Below are 17,410 nucleotides of genomic sequence, written 5' to 3'. Positions count from 1 at the left end.
CGGGGAGTAGCGTCGCGCCCATGCATGCGATCACGATTCCCGAACCTGGTGGTCCCGAGGCGTTGGTGTGGGACGAGGTGCCCGATCCGGTGCCCGGTGCGGGGGAGGTGCTGGTCGAGGTGGTGGCCAGTGCCGTCAACCGTGCCGACATCCTGCAGCGGCAGGGCTTCTACAACCCGCCGCCCGGCGCGTCCCCGTACCCGGGCCTGGAGTGCTCCGGCAGGATCGCCGCGCTCGGCCCCGGGGTCTCCGGCTGGGCCGTCGGCGACGAGGTGTGCGCGCTGCTTTCGGGCGGCGGCTACGCCGAGAAGGTCGTCGTTCCGGCCGGGCAACTGCTGCCCGTGCCCCGCGGTGTCGACCTGAAGCGGGCGGCCGCACTCCCCGAGGTGGTCTGCACGGTCTGGTCCAACGTCTTCATGATCGCCCATCTGCGCCCGGGCGAGACGCTGCTGGTGCACGGCGGCTCCAGCGGTATCGGCACGATGGCGATCCAGCTGGCCAAGGCCGTCGGCGCCAAGGTCGCGGTGACCGCCGGGACGAAGGAGAAGCTGGAGCACTGCGCCGAGCTGGGCGCGGACATGCTGATCAACTATCGCGAGCAGGACTTCGTCGCCGAGATCGGGCAGGCCACGGACGGCGCGGGCGCCGATGTGATCCTCGACAACATGGGCGCGAAGTACCTGGACCGCAACGTCCACGCCCTCGCCGTCAACGGGCGGCTCGCGATCATCGGCATGCAGGGCGGGATCAAGGGTGAGCTGAACATCGCCGCCCTGCTGAACAAGCGGGCCGCCATCAGCGCGACCTCGCTGCGGGCCCGGCCGCTGAGCGAGAAGGCCGCCATTGTGGCCGCCGTGCGCGAGCATGTGTGGCCCCTGCTCGCCGCGGGCCAGGTCCGCCCGGTCGTCGACCGCGAACTGCCGATGCCGGAGGCGGCCGAGGCACACCGGGTGCTGGAGGCGAGCGGGCACGTCGGCAAGGTGCTGCTGGTGGCGCCGTAGCAGGCCGGTCGGATCAGCTGCGCCGTACCCGCAGGCCCACGAACGCCAGCCCCAGGCCCAGACCGATGAGGACCAGACCGGAGCCCAGCGGCAGGATCTGCAGGGTCGGTTCGGCGGAGGCCTGGCCCTGGTGCACGGCGTTCTGGCCCGCGGGCTGCTGCGGGGGCCGGGCGGGGTTCAGTCCGGCCTCCGCGGGTGATTCGGAGGCCGCCGGCGCCTGGTCCGGGGTGACCGCGGTCTCCGCCTCCTCCGGGTAGCCGTCCTCCGGATCGGTGTCGGGGGCCCTGGGGACTGTGCCGGTGTCGTCGTCGCCCTCCTCCTCGGCGGCCGGTCCGTCCGGCCGTCCCGGCCGCCGCCTGCCCTCACCGGCACGGCTCCCGGCCCGGGACGGCTCGGCGGGTGCGGAGGGCGAGGCGGAGTCGGACGCGGAGTCGGGGTCGGAGTCGGTGAACCGTGCCGCCGGCGAGGCCGAGGCCCGCAAGGGGGACGGGGACGCCGAGGGCGCGGGGGAGTCCGGTGGGGCGGTCTCCGCGCCGTACGCGGTGGCCGTGCCGCAGACCGGTACGGCTGCCGCGAGGACGAGCAGCAGCCGCAGAAGGCGGAGCGTCAGTCGCAGCCATGGAGTCACGTCGGTGACCTCCCAGAGCCAAATCGTCGAACATCGACGAAAGCCAGCCTCACATTTCATGGCAGACATGGCATTCCGGATTAGGCCGACAGGTCTAAACGGTGGATCAGCCCCATGAGGGGGCACCACGGTGATGAGGTGTAGGCGTGCGAGAGAATGGCGGCATGGAGATGCCGAGGAACGAACGGTCGCCTGAGAATCCCCAGATCCTGGTCGTGGGCCAGGACGGCATGGCGATTGGCGGCGGCGGAGACGAGGACTCCCGCGAGACCCCGGTGACGGAGCAGGTCGAGCAGCCGGCCAAGGTCATGCGGATCGGCAGCATGATCAAGCAGCTTCTGGAGGAGGTGCGCGCGGCTCCCCTGGACGATGCGAGCCGGGCCCGGCTGAAGGAGATCCATCGCAGCTCGGTCAAGGAGCTGGAGGACGGGCTGGCGCCGGAGCTGGTCGAGGAGCTGGAGCGGCTCTCGCTGCCGTTCACCGACGACGGAACCCCGAGCGACGCGGAACTGCGGATCGCGCAGGCCCAGTTGGTCGGCTGGCTGGAGGGTCTGTTCCACGGGATCCAGACGACGCTGTTCGCCCAGCAGATGGCGGCGCGGGCCCAGCTGGAGCAGATGCGCCGGGCGCTGCCGCCGGGCGTGGGCCACGACGGCGACGATCACCACACGGGCGGCCGCTCGGGTGGACCGTACCTGTGACCCCCGGCTGACCTCAGCACGAAGGGCCCGGCGTAAGTCCGCCGGGCCCTTCCTCATGTCTGCCGTTCTGCGGCCGTGTCGGCCGTGGTGCGGCCGGTGGCCGTTTAGGGGTTGCCCGACGACACGTTGAGCTGGATCTCGACGTTCTTGGGGTCGACGTCCGTGCCCTGCTTGGGGAACTGGTCGATGACCGCGCCCTCGCCGTACGTGTTCTCGTCGACGTTCTTGGTCGTGATGCGCCAGCCCGCGGCGGCCGCGCAGTCCTTGACCGACTTGATGTACTTGAACCGGAAGTCCGGGAGCGTGATCTTCTTCGGGTCGTTGTACGACTCCTGCGGCTCCGTGCAGTCGGTCTTCTCGACCGTCTTGGTCGTGTCCGGACCCCGGTAGCCGTCCGCGTGGGCCGACGCGGAGGGGCTGGCGTCGCCGCCGCCCTTGTTGTCCTCGTCGCCGCCGTTCAGTGTCAGCGCGACGATCAGGCCGACCACCGCGACGAGGGACACCACGATCGAGCCGATGATCACCGGCTTGTTGCTCTTGCCGCCGCCTGCGCCGGAGGACTGCACCGCGGTCTGGGGCGTGAGGTTGTAGGGCGGTGGGGTCGCGGCGGCCTGCTGCCCGTACCCCACTGGCGGGGTCTGGTAGCCGGCCTGCTGCGGGTAGCCGTACGCCGGCGCGGGGGCCGGGGTCGGCGCCGGGGTGCCGTACGGGCCCGGAGCCGGGGTCGGCTGGTACGGCGTCTGGACCGGGCCGGTGGGCGCCGGGGTCGCCTGGTCGACCGGCGGGAACACCGCGGAACCGACACCCGAGCCGCTCTGCGTCGGGCCGGCGCCCGGCACGATGCTCGGCGCCGCGCCCTGGAGGGCGGCGGCGACGCGCAGGCACTCGTCGCGCATGGACTCGGCGGTCGGGAAGCGCTCGTTCGGGTTCTTCTTCAGCGCGCGGGTGATCAGCGCGTCCACAGCGGGCGGAAGGGAACGGTTGATCGAGGAGGCGGCGACCGGCTCCTCCTGGACGTGCGCGTACGCGATCGCCAGCGGGGAGTCCGCGTCGAACGGCAGCCGCCCGGTGACCAGCTGGAACAGCATGATGCCGACCGAGTACAGATCGGAGCGGGCGTCCACGCCGCGGCCCAGGGCCTGCTCCGGCGAGAGGTACTGCGGGGTGCCGACGACCATGCCGGTCTGGGTCATGGAGGTGACGCCGGACTGCATGGCGCGGGCGATGCCGAAGTCCATGACCTTGACGACGCCACGCTTGGTCATCATCACGTTGCCCGGCTTGATGTCGCGGTGGACCAGCCCCATCTCGTGGCTGATCTCCAGCGCGGCCAGCACGTCCGCGGTGACCTTCAGGGCCTGGTCGGCGGGCATCGCACCGTACTGCCGTACGTCCGCGTCGAGCACCGAGCCGAGCGGGCGGCCCTCGATGTACTCCATGACGATGTACGGCATCGTCGCGCCGTCCAGCTCGTCCTCGCCGGTGTCGAAGACCGAGACGATGTTGGTGTGCGTGAGCTTGGCCACTGCCTGGGCCTCGCGGCGAAAGCGCTCCCGGAAGGCCTGCTCCCGGCCCAGCTCGGTGTGGAGCGTCTTGATCGCGACCTGGCGGTCCAGCACGGCGTCGTACGCCAGGTGAACCGAGGCCATGCCGCCTTCACCGAGCAAGTCACGCAGCTGGTAGCGACCGCCGGCCAGCGACCTTCCCGCGTACCGGCCCTGTGCGCCGTCCTGGCTCATTTCTCCGCGTCCCCCACTGGCCGTCCGGCGCCGTCATTGAGCGAACGAGCCTTGATCGAATGTGTCATTCCCGGCCAAGTCTGCCCCAGGGCACTGACACGTCAAGCTCGGTGCCCGTTCCGTGACCGTACGCGAAAGAAGCGTCGCGGAAGCGTTACAGCGGCCGTGCGACCAGCACACAGAATTTGCACGAGAGCGCGTGCTAGAGGTTTCATGACCGGTCAGTCTCGGGCCGGTCCCGGTACCGGATCCGGACCGGCGGCCCATGCGAAGGCTGTAGCGTGGCCGACGGAGACCGTAACAACACCGCGCGCACCGCGGGCAGAAACGACGGCGAGGACCGATGGCACAGACGCACAGCGCCCAGGGCCCGTCCGACCCCGAGGCGACTGGCGGCGGCATGTCAGACACGCCGGAGATGTGGGGCAACGGCGGGCTCGTCGGCGACGGCCGGTACCGGCTGACCCACCGGCTGGGCCGGGGTGGCATGGCCGAGGTGTTCGCCGCCGAGGACGTCCGGCTGGGCCGCACGGTCGCCGTCAAGCTGCTCCGTGCCGACCTGGCAGAGGACCCGACGTCCAAGGCCCGCTTCACGCGCGAGGCCCAGTCGGTGGCCGGTCTCAACCACCACGCGATCGTCGCCGTGTACGACTCCGGCGAGGACTACGTGGGCGGCCAGTCCGTGCCGTACATCGTGATGGAGCTGGTCGAGGGCCGCACCATCCGCGACCTCTTGCTGAACGCCGAGGCGCCGGGCCCCGAGCAGGCCCTGATCATCGTCTCCGGTGTACTGGAGGCGCTCGCCTACTCGCACCAGCACGGCATCGTGCACCGCGACATCAAGCCGGCCAACGTCATCATCACCCACAACGGTGCCGTCAAGGTGATGGACTTCGGCATCGCCCGCGCCCTGCACGGTGCTTCGACAACGATGACGCAGACCGGCATGGTCATGGGCACCCCGCAGTACCTGTCGCCCGAACAGGCGCTCGGCAAGGCCGTCGACCACCGCTCCGACCTCTACGCGACCGGCTGCCTGCTGTACGAACTTCTCGCGCTCAGGCCCCCGTTCACCGGTGAGACCCCGCTGTCGGTGGTCTACCAGCACGTACAGGACATCCCGACCCCGCCGTCCCAGTTCGCCGACGCCTGCCCGCCGGAGCTGGACGGCCTGGTGATGCGCTCGCTGGCCAAGGAGCCCGACGACCGGTTCCAGACGGCCGAAGAGATGCGCGGCATGGTCCAGTACGGCCTGCAGATGCTGTACGACCAGGGCGGCCACACCGGCACCTGGAACACCGGCCCGGTGACGACGCACGAGGGCCGGCACACTCCGGCGGGCGGCTTCGCGGGGACGACCGCGATGCAGCACCCCGGCGAGTTCGGGGCCGGCACCACGCAGATCCCGCAGCCGATCCTGCCCGGTGGGTACGGCAACGGCGACGACGGCGGCTTCGAGGGACACGGCAACAGGGGCAGCGGCCGCGGCAAGCTGTGGATCCTCGCCGTCCTCGCGGTGGTCGCGATCGCGGCCGGTGTCGCGATCGCGCTGCAGAACACGGGAGACGGCAAGGACGCGGGCACCGATCCGACGCCGAGCCACTCGCAGACCACGAAGGACCACAAGCCCTCCAAGACGCCGTCCGACGAGGACACCGGCCAGCCCACGGACACGTCCACGGACGACAACTCCAACACGGGCGGCAGCTCGGACTGGACGCCGTCGTACACACCGTCGACGGCCCCGTCCGACACGGCCCCCACCGACCCGACCACCGAGCCGACGACGCCGGAGCCGACGGATCCGGCGACCACCCCGACCGACGGTGGCACGGACACGGGCACCACGGACGGTGGCACGGACACCGGCACCACGGACGGTGGCACGGACACCGGCACCACGGTCGGCGGCACGGACACCGGCACCACGGACGGCACCACGGTCGGCAACGGCACCACTTGAAGGCCGCCGGCGCCGTCCGCCCCTCCGGCGCCCTGAGCAACGACGGCTAGTTCACTCGACGAAGGCGTCGCACACCGCGTCGTACTCCCGGGTCCACCACACCGCGAGCGCCGAGGCGGCCGGGAACTGGCAGTCCGCGCGCGTGTCGCCGCGTTCGTAGTGCCAGCGCAGCATCCAGAAGTCGTTCAGGCGCTCCCACCACACCCGGTGCACGGCCGCCGCGAGCTCCGAGGGAGTGGCGCCGGCCGCACGCCGGTACGTGCGCGCGTACGCCCGCACCTTGGGCAGGTCCAGCGCTCCCGCGGGCCGTACGAAGAAGATCGCGGCGGCGCGTACGGCCTCCTCGGCGCGGGGCTGCACGCCGAGCCGGTCCCAGTCGACGATGGCGGCCGGGGCGTCCCCCTTGTAGAGCAGGTTGAAGGGGTGGAAATCGCCGTGCACCCAGCCCACCGAGCCGCCGCGCGGGGGGCGCCGCTCGGCGTGCTGCTCCAGGAGGGCGCGGCGCTCCAGCAGGCGGTGGCGGGCCAGTTCGTCGAAGGCGTCGGCGGGGCGGTGGCGGTGGACATGGGCGAGCAGGTCGTCGATGAGGGCGAAGGTGTCCGCCGGGTCGGCGCTCTCCACGGGATGCGGGCTCGTGGCCGGGCGCGTGCGCCCCTTGGGGGGCATCACGCGCTCCAGACAGGCGTGCACAGCGCCCAGGAGCGCCCCCAGGCGTGCGCTCTCTCCACGGGTCAGCTGCCCGCCGTGGCGGTGCCTGCCGTCGATCCACGGATGCAGGGCGTAGGCGTGGCCGCCGACGACGGCGACCGTACGGCCCTCTCGGTGGGCGAGCGGCTGGGCGACCGGGACGCCGAGATCGGCCAGGCGCTGGGTGGCCCGGTGGCGGTGTTCGATGGCGGCCGGATCGGCGGTGTCCGGGTCGAAGTGGTGCTTGAGGAAGTAGCGGCCGCGGGTGGTGCACAGCCGGTAGCCGCGGTTGAGCAGGCCTTGGTCGACGGGTTCGCAGGTGAGGGCGGAACCGGCGGCGTACAGGCGCAGCAGGGCGCCCAGAGGGGGCGCGTGGGGTACGGGGGGTGGTACACATGAGCGCGGCACGCGCCAGATGTTAGGGCACGAAAAGCGGCCGTGAGCTGGGGGTTATCACAGGCAGTCGCCGCTGGTCGCTTTTGGTCACGCAGTGCACCGTGATGAACGCGGCCCCTCGAAAGGTCCGACGAAAGGCCGGTTTTCGAGTAAAGGCCCGGTAAAACCTGACCGGTCTCTCAATGGCTTCCGTGCCTTTCCGCCCGCATGCGCGCCACATGGGCGGCCGCCTCGGAATGCCGTTGCACGCCGAGTTCGGGGAGCGCGCCGGAAACGCAATTCTTGATCGTTTTCTCGGTGAGATGCACCAGGTCGCCGAACTGCCGACTGGTGAGCCCTTCGCCGATCAGTTCGAGGATCTCGCGCTCCTGCCCGGTGAACCCGGCCGGGCTGCCGTCGCGTCCAAGAGGGCCCCGTCGTCCGCGAATGAGGCCGGCATCAGGCACCCGACCGTCTCGTCCCGGGGCCGGATCTCCCGGTGCGCTTCGACGCCGTTGCCGTCCGGGAGCCGTACGTCGAGCACCGCGACGTCGGGCCGGGTGGCCGGAATCCGCACCAGTGCGTCGGCCGCCGTACCGGCCTCGCCGACCACCTCGACGTCCGCTTCGACGGAGTGCATTTCGTGGACTCCGCGGCGCACGACCGCGCGGTCGTCCAGCAGGAATACCCGGATTTTTCACTCTTCGCGCACGAGGGCAGTGTCACACATTGGCTCTTCCCGTGCCCGGGGTGGCCGGGATAACGTGCCGTTGCTCCGGCCTCCTGCAAGGCTGTGACCAGCGGCCTTCCAGCCTCTGCGGATTTACTTGGAAATCCAAGCAAAAACGCAGGTCAGGAGGGGTTTCACAGAAATGTGGAGCACTGGGTAACGTGAAAGTTGCAGGGCGCTCGCCGGGGCACCTGTCACGCCTGTTCCCGGCCGAGTGGCACCCACCCCGTGCCCGGTGGTCGAGAACAGGTGAGCCGCACTGGCCTACCGGCAACCCCGGGGGCCGGACCGACGGAGGAGCACACGTGACCGTGGACAGCAGTGCCGCGCGCAAGCCGCGACGCAGCGCCGCAGGCAAGGCCGGCACCACCGGCACCAGTACCGGGACCACCGGCACCAAGCGCACCACCCGCACCACCAAGAAGAGCACCGACCCGGAACTCGTGCAGCTCCTGACGCCCGAGGGCAAGCGGGTCAAGAACGCCGAGTACGACGCCTACGTCGCCGGGATCACCCCCGAAGAGCTGCGTGGCCTGTACCGCGACATGGTGCTCACCCGACGGTTCGACGCCGAGGCCACCTCCCTGCAGCGCCAGGGCGAGCTGGGCCTGTGGGCCTCGCTGCTCGGCCAGGAGGCCGCCCAGATCGGCTCCGGCCGCGCCCTGCGCGACGACGACTACGTCTTCCCGACCTACCGCGAGCACGGCGTCGCCTGGTGCCGCGGGGTCGACCCGGCCAACCTGCTCGGGATGTTCCGCGGCGTGAACAACGGCGGCTGGGACCCGAACGGCAACAACTTCCACCTGTACACGATCGTCATCGGCTCCCAGACGCTGCACGCCACCGGCTACGCGATGGGCGTGGCCAAGGACGGCGCGGACTCGGCCGTCATCGCCTACTTCGGCGACGGCGCCTCCAGCCAGGGCGACGTGGCCGAGTCGTTCACCTTCTCCGCGGTCTACAACGCGCCTGTGGTCTTCTTCTGCCAGAACAACCAGTGGGCCATCTCCGAGCCCACCGAGAAGCAGACCCGTGTGCCGCTCTACCAGCGCGCCCAGGGCTTCGGCTTCCCGGGCGTGCGCGTGGACGGCAACGACGTGCTGGCCTGCCTCGCGGTCACCAAGTGGGCGCTGGAGCGCGCCCGCAACGGCGAGGGCCCGACCCTGGTCGAGGCGTACACCTACCGCATGGGTGCCCACACCACCTCCGACGACCCGACCCGCTACCGGGGCGACGAGGAGCGGCAGTCCTGGGAGGCGAAGGACCCGATCCTGCGCCTTCGCCGGTTCCTCGAGGCCTCAAACCACGCGGACGAGGGATTCTTCGCGGAACTCGAGGCCGAGTCCGAGGCGTTGGGCAGGCGAGTGCGCGAAGCGGTCCGCTCCATGCCGGACCCGGACCACTTCGCCATCTTCGAGAACGTGTACGCGGACGGGCACGCGCTCGTCGACGAGGAGCGAGCCCAGTTCGCCGCCTACCAGGCGTCGTTCGCGGACGTAGAGGCAGAGGGGGTCTGATCATGGCAGCCGAGACCAAGACCATGGCGCTGGCCAAGGCGATCAACGAGTCGCTGCGCCGCGCACTGGAGACGGACCCCAAGGTCCTCGTCATGGGCGAGGACGTCGGCAAGCTGGGCGGTGTCTTCCGGGTCACCGACGGCCTGCAGAAGGACTTCGGCGAGAGCCGCGTCATCGACACCCCGCTCGCCGAGTCGGGCATCGTCGGCACCGCGATCGGCCTGGCCCTGCGCGGCTACCGCCCGGTGGTGGAGATCCAGTTCGACGGCTTCGTCTTCCCGGCCTACGACCAGATCGTCACGCAGCTGGCGAAGATGCACGCCCGTGCGCTGGGCAAGGTCAAGATGCCGGTCGTCATCCGCATCCCCTACGGCGGTGGCATCGGCGCGGTCGAGCACCACTCCGAGTCCCCCGAGGCGCTGTTCGCGCACGTGGCGGGCCTGAAGGTGGTCAGCCCCTCCAACGCGTCCGACGCGTACTGGATGATGCAGCAGGCCATCCAGAGCGACGACCCGGTGATCTACTTCGAGCCCAAGCGCCGCTACTGGGACAAGGGCGAGGTCAGCACCGAGGCGATCCCCGGCCCCCTGCACAAGGCGCAGGTCGTCCGTGAGGGCACGGACCTGACCCTGGCCGCCTACGGGCCGATGGTGAAGCTGTGCCAGGAGGTCGCCGCCGCGGCCGCCGAGGAGGGCAAGTCCCTGGAGGTGCTGGACCTGCGCTCGGTCAGCCCCCTCGACTTCGACACCATCCAGGCCTCGGTCGAGAAGACCCGCCGCCTGGTCGTCGTGCACGAGGCCCCGGTGTTCTTCGGCTCCGGTGCGGAGATCGCCGCCCGGATCACGGAGCGATGCTTCTACCACCTGGAGGCCCCGGTGCTCCGGGTCGGCGGCTACCACGCCCCGTACCCGCCGGCGCGCCTGGAGGAGGAGTACCTGCCGGGTCTGGACCGGGTGCTCGACGCCGTCGACCGTGCCCTGGCGTACTGAGGAGAGGGTTCGTGACGACGATGACGGAAGCTTCCGTACGCGAGTTCAAGATGCCCGACGTGGGCGAGGGACTCACCGAGGCCGAGATCCTCAAGTGGTACGTCCAGCCGGGTGACACGGTCACCGACGGCCAGGTGGTGTGCGAGGTCGAGACCGCCAAGGCGGCCGTCGAACTCCCCATCCCCTACGACGGCGTGGTCCGCTCGCTGCACTTCCCCGAGGGCACCACGGTGGACGTGGGCACGGCCATCATCGCGGTGGACGTGGCCGGCGGCGCACCGGCGGAGGCTCCCGCCGAGCAGCCGAAGGCGGAGCCCAAGGCCGAACAGCCCAAGGCGGAGGAGCCCAAGCCGGAGGGCCGCCAGCCGGTCCTGGTCGGCTACGGCGTGGCGACCACCTCCACCAAGCGCCGCCCGCGCAAGGGCCCTGAGGTCACGGTCCCGGCCGCGGCCCAGGCCCTCCAGACCGAGCTGAACGGGCACGGCGCCGCCGTCCCCGCCCAGGCCCGCCCGCTGGCCAAGCCGCCGGTGCGCAAGCTGGCGAAGGACCTCGGCGTCGACCTCGCCACGATCACTCCGTCCGGCCCGGACGGCGTGATCACCCGCGAGGACGTCCACGCCGCGGCGACCCCCAAGGCCGCCGAGCCGGCCGTGGCAGCCCCGGTCACCGCCCCCGCCGTGGCCGCTCCCGCCGTGCCGGCCGCGACCGCTCCCGCCGTGGCGTACGACGGCGCCCGCGAGACCCGCATCCCGGTCAAGGGCGTCCGCAAGGCGACGGCGCAGGCCATGATCGGCTCCGCGTTCACGGCGCCGCACGTCACGGAGTTCGTGACGGTGGACGTGACCCGCACGATGAAGCTGGTCGAGGAACTCAAGCAGGACAAGGAGTTCCAGGGACTGCGGGTGAACCCGCTGCTCCTGATCGCCAAGGCCCTGCTGGTCGCCATCAAGCGCAACCCGGACATCAACGCGTCCTGGGACGAGCCCCACCAGGAGATCGTGCTCAAGCACTACGTGAACCTGGGCATCGCGGCGGCCACCCCCCGCGGTCTGATCGTCCCGAACATCAAGGACGCCCACGCCAAGACGCTCCCGCAACTGGCCGAGTCCCTGGGCGAGCTGGTGGCGACGGCCCGCGAGGGCAAGACGTCCCCCGCGGCGATGCAGGGCGGCACGGTGACCATCACCAACGTCGGCGTCTTCGGCGTCGACACCGGCACACCGATCCTCAACCCCGGCGAGTCCGCGATCCTCGCGGTCGGTGCGATCAAGCTCCAGCCGTGGGTCCACAAGGGCAAGGTCAAGCCGCGCCAGGTCACCACCCTGGCACTCAGCTTCGACCACCGCCTGGTCGACGGCGAACTCGGCTCCAAGGTGCTCGCCGACGTGGCGGCCATCCTGGAACAGCCGAAGCGGTTGATCACCTGGGCCTGAGGGTCCTCGGCCCTGTAGCCTCTGAGGCCTGAAGGGGGCGGCCGCAACTTTGTCTTGCGGCCGCCCCCTCTCTCAGGGCTGGTTCAGCACATACACCGGCGCGCCGTTCTCAGCCGCGCCCCGCGAACAGATGCAGGCGTGCTTGCGCAGCAGGCGGAGGCATTCGTTGACGCGGCGCACCGACAGACCCGTACGGGCTGCGATCGATTCGAGCGGCTCGCGCAGCTCACCGTTCTCGACGAGAACCGGGGCGATCACCACAGCAACCGTCCACACGTCCTCCGTCACGGACAGCCGTTGCCGCCAGTTGGCCAGCACGGTCTCCGTGGTGGGGTGACCGGTGGGGGCGGCGCGGGCGAGGGTCAGGGCGTCGAACCGGTCCGCGATGCGTTCCATCGCCCGGACCATGGCCTGTTGCACCGCGAGTGTGGCCTTCTGCGTCGCCAGCGTCTCCCGCTGGACGGCCAGCATCTCCTTGTGCAGCTCGATCGATTCGCGCTGCCCGTTCGCAAGCTCCTCGTCCAGCTGAAGGTTGTGCGCCTCAAGCCGGACGATGGCCTCCGCGACCTGTTCCGGCATGGCGTACGCGATGGGCGCGCCCGGTTCGGCGGGCTGCACCTCGGCCTCTTCGAGAGCGTAGGAACCCTCTCGCTGCACGGTCTCGATGACCTCGGCGACCCACTGCTTGAAAGGGGCGCAGGCGGCCTTCGTGCAGGACTGGACGAGGAGGATCAGGCCCTGGAGACTGATGAGATTCATGTCTCGGCGCCACTCCCGACCTGCGGGAATGCTGAGACTGTAACCTCCAGTTACGGTCTCGAGAATCTCTCGGTGCTCTTCCGGGACATGGTCGGCGAGAGCCTTCCTCGAGTTGGTGTGTCCGAGTTCCCTGCAGACGTCCACCGCCGGAAACCAATGCGCTCCGTCCGGCATGGTCAGCCGTCGTACCCGGGCTCCGGTGGCCGCGTACACGAAGTCGCTGATGTCGATGGCTTCGTGCCGGCCGACGGGCTTCGCCTGCTTGTTGGGTTCGTTCATGTGAACCACCTCCGCTGCGGAAGGTAGGGCGGAGGAATTCGAATATGCCAACTGCAACCTGGATGTTCACCATTGCGAGGGAAGATCACCGATTCCACTGGCGCAGACCGCTGTTGAGCGAGGTTGATCCCAACTGCCGTAAGTTGACCGCATGGTGACGGGGGCAAAGAGTACGGCGCGGCATGCGAAGAGGCGGACCGGGGCGGAGAAGGGTGGGCTGTCCTCGGTGATGATGGCCGGGGCCACCGTCGTGTCGCGGGCGACCGGGCTGATCCGGCAGGTGCTGCAGGGCGCGGCGCTCGGCAACGGTCTGCTGGCGAGCACGTACAACACGGCGAACACCCTGCCGACCAGCCTGTACATCCTGCCCGCAGGACCGGAGGCCGCCTGGACGACGGCACACTGCGCGGCACGTACGCCAGGCTGCTGGGCGCGGGTGCCGCGGCCGCCGCGGTGGGCTGGGCGGTGGCGCGGGGCTGCGCGGCGGTGCTGGGCGGCAGCGGTACGGTGGTGACGGCCCTCACCACGACCGCCGGCACCCTCGCCCTGGCCGTGACGTACCTCGTCCTCGGCCGTCTGCTGCGCGTCACCGAACTCCGGAGGATTCCGGGACTCGGCTGAGCTGTCTTCTGTCCCGGGTTGCGAAGGAGCGCGTCTCGTGGGAGGCCTTGGCCAGGACCCTGACGGCCTATCAGGGGCGACTCCGGGTCGGGCCGGGGATGTCACGGATGGTGGTCGAGTGACGGTGGCGGCACGCTGGTTGCATGACGAAATCCCCTGCTGTTCGCCCGACTTCCGCCACCGCCCGCCGTGTCGCCGCCGTCGCGGGCGCCGCCGTCCTCGCCGGTACCGCAGCGGTGTGCGCGTCGGGTGTCGCCTACTCCGCGCCTCGTTCCACCGCCCCGTCCGCGACCGACTTCAGCGACTGCCCCGCTTTGCCCGACGGTGTCGAACCGGCCCGCTGGAGATGCGAAGTGCACACCGCCGCCCCGCGGTTGACCATCGGCAAGGTCACGGTGGACCTGGCCCCGATCACCATGACGCACGCCGAGGGTCCCCTGCCGGACGGCAGCAACGGGCAGGTGTGGGGAGCGATGCACAGCGCGCCGACCGCCGTGCCGGGCGGGCTGACCGGCACCCCCGCAGGCGATCACGCGCCGGCCCTGGGGATGGCGATACAGCCGGAGTACGGTGGCCGGTCCGACTTCTACACCGGCCGGTTCAGCCTCCGCTTCCGGCTCGCAGGCCCGCTGCTGCCGCACGGCTGCACCATCGGCGCGAGCGCGCCCGTCGATTTCCAGCTGAAGCGCTCGGGCCCCTCCAAGTGGGTCTCCCAGGATCCGCCGGTGATCGAGTTCTCGGCGTACGACGACACCTTCACCGCTCCGGCAGCCGAGCACTGCGGGCCGCTCACCCCGTCCCTCGACCGACGGCTCGGCCTGCCGGCGGCCGACCACAACCTGATGTCCTACGACGCCTCCTACACCTTCAGGACCTACGACCAGCTCCCGTGAGAGAGCCCGCCCCGGTTCTGGTGAGAAAGGACGAGAAAGAGAGACGAGAAGAGAAAATGGAGGGAACCTTTCGCACCCACCCCTACTCCTGACCCGGCGACGCGGACCCGACGGGGGGCCGCACCGGCCCGAGAGGGGTCATGGATGGCACCGCACACCGTGGTTGTGTCCGACCGGCCGATGCCGGAGGACATACGCGCCGAGCACCGCCGGCTGGAGGTCCGTCGCACCCGGCTGCACCTCGCCGAGTACGGCGGCACCGGCACTCCGCTGCTGATGCTGCACGGCTTCCCGCAGCACTGGTACGCCTGGCACAAGGTCGCCGCCCTGCTTCCGGACGGGTACCGGCTGATCTGCCCGGACTTGCGCGGCTTCGGCTGGTCCGAACCCACCCCGCGTGGCTACGACATGGACGCCCTGGCCGAGGACGCCCTCGCGCTGCTGGACGCGCTCGGGCTGGAGCGGGTCGGGCTGGTGGGGCACGACTGGGGCGCGTACCTGGGGTTCCGGCTGTGTCTGCGGGCGCCGGAGCGGTTCACGGGATACCTGGCGCTCAACATGCCCCACCCCTGGCCCCGGCACCGGGCGGTCCTGCCCAACCTGTGGCGGATGTGGTACACCGCGTTCGTCGAGTACCCGGTGCTCGGGCGGGCCGTGCTGCGGCGCTGGCCCGGCTTCACCCGCTTCCTGCTGCGTCACCAGGTGGCCGACCCGGCCGTGTGGACGGACGCCGACCTCGCCGAGTACGCGGCGGCGACCGCTGCGAGCGCGGACGCCGGACAGTCGCTGTTCTGGCAGTACGTGCTGCACGACATTCCCGCGCTGGTCCGCGGCACCTGGCGCCGGCACCGGCTGACCGTGCCCACGCTGCTGCTGGGCGGGGAGCGGGACGTCGTGTTCCCGCCGGCACTGCTCGCGGGGTCGGAGCCGTACGCCGACGAGCTGACCGTGCGGCTGGTGCCGGGGGCCGGGCACTTCCTGCCGCAGGAGCGGCCGGCGGCGGTCGTCGAGGGGATCGGGGAACTGTTCGCCGTGCCGCGCTAGCGCAGTGCCGCCCGCTCGGTGAGCCGGTGGACGAACGCCCGCCCGCGCGGCTCGCCGAGCGTCCGGCCGTAGAGCCACTGGACCGGGCGCAGGGCGGTGGGGCGGGTGGCGCCGAGGACCGCGAAGCGTGTTCCGGCGCCCTCCGGTACGGCCGCCATGCCGCCCACGATCAGACGGGACTGCATCAGGCACCAGCCGGGGGCGAGGCGTACCTCGAAGGCCTCGCGCAGGCCCGAGCGGCCCACGGCCAGGGCCGGCTTGCGGTCCGTGTCGCCCGGTGGGACGCGGAACTCTCTCAGGAAAGGGACCAGATGGGGCAGTTCGGCCGAGAGGTCGGAGGCGACCGCCCAGACCTGCTCGTAGGGGAGCGCGAGGTGCTCCTCGCTGTACAGGCCGGCATGCAGACCGGCGGCCAGGACGCGCAGGCGCCGTACGGGATCGGTGTTCATCGCGACCACGCCTTCCGGAACGCGGAACGGGCCCGGTGCAGCCGGGACTTGACGGTGCCCGTGGGGACCCCGAGCAGTTCGGCCACGGCGGCCTCGTCCAGGCCCTCCAGCTCGCGCAGGACCAGGACCGCGCGGTGCCGGACCGGCAGGCGGCCGAGCACGTCCCGGACGTCGGCGGGCAGCTCGCCGTCGGTGCCGGTGCGCAGTCCGCCGAGCCGGGACAGGTCGGCGGGGTCGGCCGGTTCCTCGACCGCGGTGCGCCGGGCGACCCGGACCGCCTCGCGGACGGCGACCGTGCGCACCCAGCCGTAGAGGGCCAGCGGGTCGCGCAGGCCGCGCAGGCCCTTGAAGACCGCGACCAGCGACTCCTGTACGGCGTCGGGCACGTCGTCCGGCGCGATCGGGCGGCACAGCCGGGTCACGTACGGCGTCACCAGCGTCAGCAGTTCGTCCATGGCCAGGGCGTCCCCGCCCTGCGCGGCCCGGACGAGCACGGCGGCCGTCTCCCACGGCTCGGAACTGCCCCCTTGCATGTCCATGTCGGGGTCACCCTAGTGCCCCGGGCATGCGAAGGGCCCGCCGCATCCGTGGTTCCGTGCGACGGGCCCCGTACCCCGGGTGGCGTCAGCTGATCCTGGCGTAGCCGTAGTTGACGAGCTTCTTGACGTCCGACGTGCGATCGGTCGCTGAGGGTGCGGTCAGGACGGCGCCCATGACCGACTTGCCGTTCAGCGTGGCGGCGAAGACGAGGCAGTAGTGGGCTTCGGTGCCCGATCCAGTCTTGATGCCAAGCACGCCGTTCCAGCCGAGCAGGGTGTTGGTGTTGGTCCACGTGCCCATCGTGCGCGTGGCGCCGGAGCTCGCGATCGTCTTCGCCGTGTACGACTTGGTCTTCACGACGGTCTTGAACGTGGTGCTCTTCATCGCGCTGCGGGCGAGCAGCGTCAGGTCCTTCGCCGAGGAGTAGTTGGAGCCGTTGCTGAGGCCGTCGAACGAGTCGAAGTGCGTGTTCGTCATGCCGAGGTTCTTGGCCGTCGTGTTCATCTTCGAGATGAACGACTTCACGCGCGCGCTGACCGACGTACCGGAGCCGAACTTGTCGGCGAGGGCCATCGCCGCGTCGCAGCCGGACGGCAGCATCATCCCGTACAGCAACTGACGGACCGTGACCTTGTCGCCGACGATCAGGTGGGCCGACGAGGGGTAGCCCTTGTCGACCATGTAGTCGCTGACAGCCTTCTTGATCGTGACCTTGGTGTCCAGGTTCAGGTTCGACTGCGAGAGCACGACCTTCGCGGTCATGATCTTCGTCGTGGAGGCGGTGAGCCGGTGGGTGTTCTCGTACTTCTTGAAGAGAGTCGTGCCGGTGGCGCTGTTCATCAGGAACCCGCTCTTGGCGGTGATGGTGGGCGTCGTCACGGCCTGTGCGGGAGCCGCGGTGAGAGCTCCGGTGGCGAGCACTGCGCCGGCCGTGACGGCGACGGCGGCGGCTCTGCGGACGCGGATGCTCTTAATTCCGGTAATCAAAGTGATATACCCCGATTGTCTTAAATGCCCCAGAAGTGCGGCCGAGTTGAGGTGGCAAGGGAGCAAGGCCGCACG

At 70.6% G+C, this 17,410-nt stretch carries 15 protein-coding genes and 2 pseudogenes; 9 read left to right on the top strand and 8 right to left on the bottom strand.

Annotation, left to right across the window (positions count from 1 at the left end; genetic code table 11):
* Positions 1-20 precede the first annotated feature (20 nt).
* Entirely contained in the window at positions 21-1,001 is a 981-nt protein-coding gene (locus tag ACIRVH_RS14505; protein WP_403952378.1) for an NAD(P)H-quinone oxidoreductase, read from the top strand.
* A 13-nt stretch (positions 1,002-1,014) separates the two neighbouring features.
* Here the strand turns inward: ACIRVH_RS14505 and ACIRVH_RS14500 are convergent, their stop codons facing one another.
* Positions 1,015-1,629: a hypothetical protein gene (locus ACIRVH_RS14500; RefSeq protein ID WP_403952376.1), complete on the bottom strand. Its 615-nt coding sequence runs from the start codon at positions 1,627-1,629 to the stop codon at positions 1,015-1,017.
* Between the two features lie 164 nt (positions 1,630-1,793).
* On the opposite strand from ACIRVH_RS14500, the gene ACIRVH_RS14495 reads away from it, so the two are divergent.
* Positions 1,794-2,330 carry a bacterial proteasome activator family protein gene (locus ACIRVH_RS14495; protein ID WP_403952373.1) on the top strand — a complete coding sequence of 179 codons (537 nt, stop codon included), beginning with the start codon at positions 1,794-1,796 and terminating at the stop codon, positions 2,328-2,330.
* Between the two features lie 104 nt (positions 2,331-2,434).
* Here ACIRVH_RS14495 and ACIRVH_RS14490 read toward each other — a convergent pair whose 3' ends face one another.
* Positions 2,435-4,069 carry a protein kinase gene (locus ACIRVH_RS14490; RefSeq protein WP_403952370.1) on the bottom strand — a complete coding sequence of 545 codons (1,635 nt, stop codon included), beginning with the start codon at positions 4,067-4,069 and terminating at the stop codon, positions 2,435-2,437.
* A gap of 343 nt (positions 4,070-4,412) precedes the next feature.
* On the opposite strand from ACIRVH_RS14490, the gene ACIRVH_RS14485 reads away from it, so the two are divergent.
* Positions 4,413-6,032, top strand: a complete 1,620-nt coding sequence (locus ACIRVH_RS14485; protein ID WP_403952368.1) for a protein kinase — start codon at positions 4,413-4,415, stop codon at positions 6,030-6,032.
* A gap of 51 nt (positions 6,033-6,083) precedes the next feature.
* Here ACIRVH_RS14485 and ACIRVH_RS14480 read toward each other — a convergent pair whose 3' ends face one another.
* A complete protein-coding gene (locus ACIRVH_RS14480; RefSeq protein ID WP_403952367.1) occupies positions 6,084-7,127 on the bottom strand; it encodes a phosphotransferase in 1,044 nt (347 codons plus the stop codon).
* 167 nt (positions 7,128-7,294) lie between these two features.
* Positions 7,295-7,788: pseudogene (locus ACIRVH_RS14475) on the bottom strand (response regulator transcription factor).
* Positions 7,789-8,129: 341 nt separating this feature from the next.
* Here ACIRVH_RS14475 and pdhA point away from each other — a divergent pair.
* The 3 genes from pdhA to ACIRVH_RS14460 are packed head-to-tail and all read left to right on the top strand — an operon-like array spanning position 8,130 to position 11,763.
* Positions 8,130-9,341, top strand: a complete 1,212-nt coding sequence (gene pdhA / locus ACIRVH_RS14470; RefSeq protein WP_403952365.1) for a pyruvate dehydrogenase (acetyl-transferring) E1 component subunit alpha — start codon at positions 8,130-8,132, stop codon at positions 9,339-9,341.
* Positions 9,342-9,343: 2 nt separating this feature from the next.
* Entirely contained in the window at positions 9,344-10,330 is a 987-nt protein-coding gene (locus tag ACIRVH_RS14465; RefSeq protein WP_403952362.1) for an alpha-ketoacid dehydrogenase subunit beta, read from the top strand.
* An 11-nt stretch (positions 10,331-10,341) separates the two neighbouring features.
* Positions 10,342-11,763: a dihydrolipoamide acetyltransferase family protein gene (locus ACIRVH_RS14460; protein ID WP_403952360.1), complete on the top strand. Its 1,422-nt coding sequence runs from the start codon at positions 10,342-10,344 to the stop codon at positions 11,761-11,763.
* Between the two features lie 72 nt (positions 11,764-11,835).
* On the opposite strand, the gene ACIRVH_RS14455 is transcribed toward ACIRVH_RS14460, so the two are convergent.
* Positions 11,836-12,801: a Bro-N domain-containing protein gene (locus ACIRVH_RS14455; protein WP_403952358.1), complete on the bottom strand. Its 966-nt coding sequence runs from the start codon at positions 12,799-12,801 to the stop codon at positions 11,836-11,838.
* A gap of 151 nt (positions 12,802-12,952) precedes the next feature.
* Between ACIRVH_RS14455 and ACIRVH_RS14450 the strand changes: the two are divergent.
* The 3 genes and pseudogenes from ACIRVH_RS14450 to ACIRVH_RS14440 form a co-directional block, all read left to right on the top strand.
* Positions 12,953-13,177: pseudogene (locus tag ACIRVH_RS14450) on the top strand (murein biosynthesis integral membrane protein MurJ); the annotation flags it as partial.
* Between the two features lie 388 nt (positions 13,178-13,565).
* The gene (locus tag ACIRVH_RS14445) at positions 13,566-14,315 is read left to right on the top strand and encodes a hypothetical protein (protein WP_403952356.1); all 750 of its coding nucleotides are present in this window, start codon (positions 13,566-13,568) and stop codon (positions 14,313-14,315) included.
* 144 nt (positions 14,316-14,459) lie between these two features.
* Entirely contained in the window at positions 14,460-15,359 is a 900-nt protein-coding gene (locus ACIRVH_RS14440; RefSeq protein WP_403952353.1) for an alpha/beta fold hydrolase, read from the top strand.
* On the opposite strand, the gene ACIRVH_RS14435 is transcribed toward ACIRVH_RS14440, so the two are convergent.
* The 3 genes from ACIRVH_RS14435 to ACIRVH_RS14425 all read right to left on the bottom strand — a co-directional run bounded on the left by ACIRVH_RS14435 (position 15,356) and on the right by ACIRVH_RS14425 (position 17,335).
* Positions 15,356-15,808 carry a hypothetical protein gene (locus ACIRVH_RS14435; protein WP_403952350.1) on the bottom strand — a complete coding sequence of 151 codons (453 nt, stop codon included), beginning with the start codon at positions 15,806-15,808 and terminating at the stop codon, positions 15,356-15,358. The two genes, ACIRVH_RS14440 and ACIRVH_RS14435, sit on opposite strands and share 4 nt — an antisense overlap.
* Positions 15,805-16,347 carry an RNA polymerase sigma factor gene (locus tag ACIRVH_RS14430; RefSeq protein ID WP_403952348.1) on the bottom strand — a complete coding sequence of 181 codons (543 nt, stop codon included), beginning with the start codon at positions 16,345-16,347 and terminating at the stop codon, positions 15,805-15,807. The genes ACIRVH_RS14435 and ACIRVH_RS14430 overlap by 4 nt, the downstream gene beginning before the upstream one ends.
* 85 nt (positions 16,348-16,432) lie before the next feature.
* Positions 16,433-17,335, bottom strand: coding sequence for a D-alanyl-D-alanine carboxypeptidase family protein (locus ACIRVH_RS14425; protein ID WP_403952346.1), 903 nt, complete (start codon positions 17,333-17,335; stop codon positions 16,433-16,435).
* Between the last annotated feature and the right edge of the window lie 75 nt (positions 17,336-17,410).

The sequence above is a fragment of the Streptomyces sp. NPDC101165 genome (assembly GCF_044768135.1).
Lineage (GTDB): Bacteria > Actinomycetota > Actinomycetes > Streptomycetales > Streptomycetaceae > Streptomyces.
This window is presented reverse-complemented; position numbering and strand designations above follow the sequence as displayed.

What these genes read in the sequence shown, in the direction of transcription:
- ACIRVH_RS14490 (WP_403952370.1), bottom strand. Translation starts at nt 4,069, where the DNA reads ATGAGCCAGGACGGCGCACAGGGCCGGTACGCGGGAAGGTCGCTGGCC.
- ACIRVH_RS14435 (WP_403952350.1), bottom strand. Translation starts at nt 15,808, where the DNA reads ATGAACACCGATCCCGTACGGCGCCTGCGCGTCCTGGCCGCCGGTCTG.
- ACIRVH_RS14485 (WP_403952368.1), top strand. Translation starts at nt 4,413, where the DNA reads ATGGCACAGACGCACAGCGCCCAGGGCCCGTCCGACCCCGAGGCGACT.
- ACIRVH_RS14505 (WP_403952378.1), top strand. Translation starts at nt 21, where the DNA reads ATGCATGCGATCACGATTCCCGAACCTGGTGGTCCCGAGGCGTTGGTG.
- ACIRVH_RS14465 (WP_403952362.1), top strand. Translation starts at nt 9,344, where the DNA reads ATGGCAGCCGAGACCAAGACCATGGCGCTGGCCAAGGCGATCAACGAG.
- ACIRVH_RS14445 (WP_403952356.1), top strand. Translation starts at nt 13,566, where the DNA reads ATGACGAAATCCCCTGCTGTTCGCCCGACTTCCGCCACCGCCCGCCGT.
- ACIRVH_RS14455 (WP_403952358.1), bottom strand. Translation starts at nt 12,801, where the DNA reads ATGAACGAACCCAACAAGCAGGCGAAGCCCGTCGGCCGGCACGAAGCC.
- ACIRVH_RS14495 (WP_403952373.1), top strand. Translation starts at nt 1,794, where the DNA reads ATGGAGATGCCGAGGAACGAACGGTCGCCTGAGAATCCCCAGATCCTG.
- ACIRVH_RS14430 (WP_403952348.1), bottom strand. Translation starts at nt 16,347, where the DNA reads ATGGACATGCAAGGGGGCAGTTCCGAGCCGTGGGAGACGGCCGCCGTG.
- ACIRVH_RS14440 (WP_403952353.1), top strand. Translation starts at nt 14,460, where the DNA reads ATGGCACCGCACACCGTGGTTGTGTCCGACCGGCCGATGCCGGAGGAC.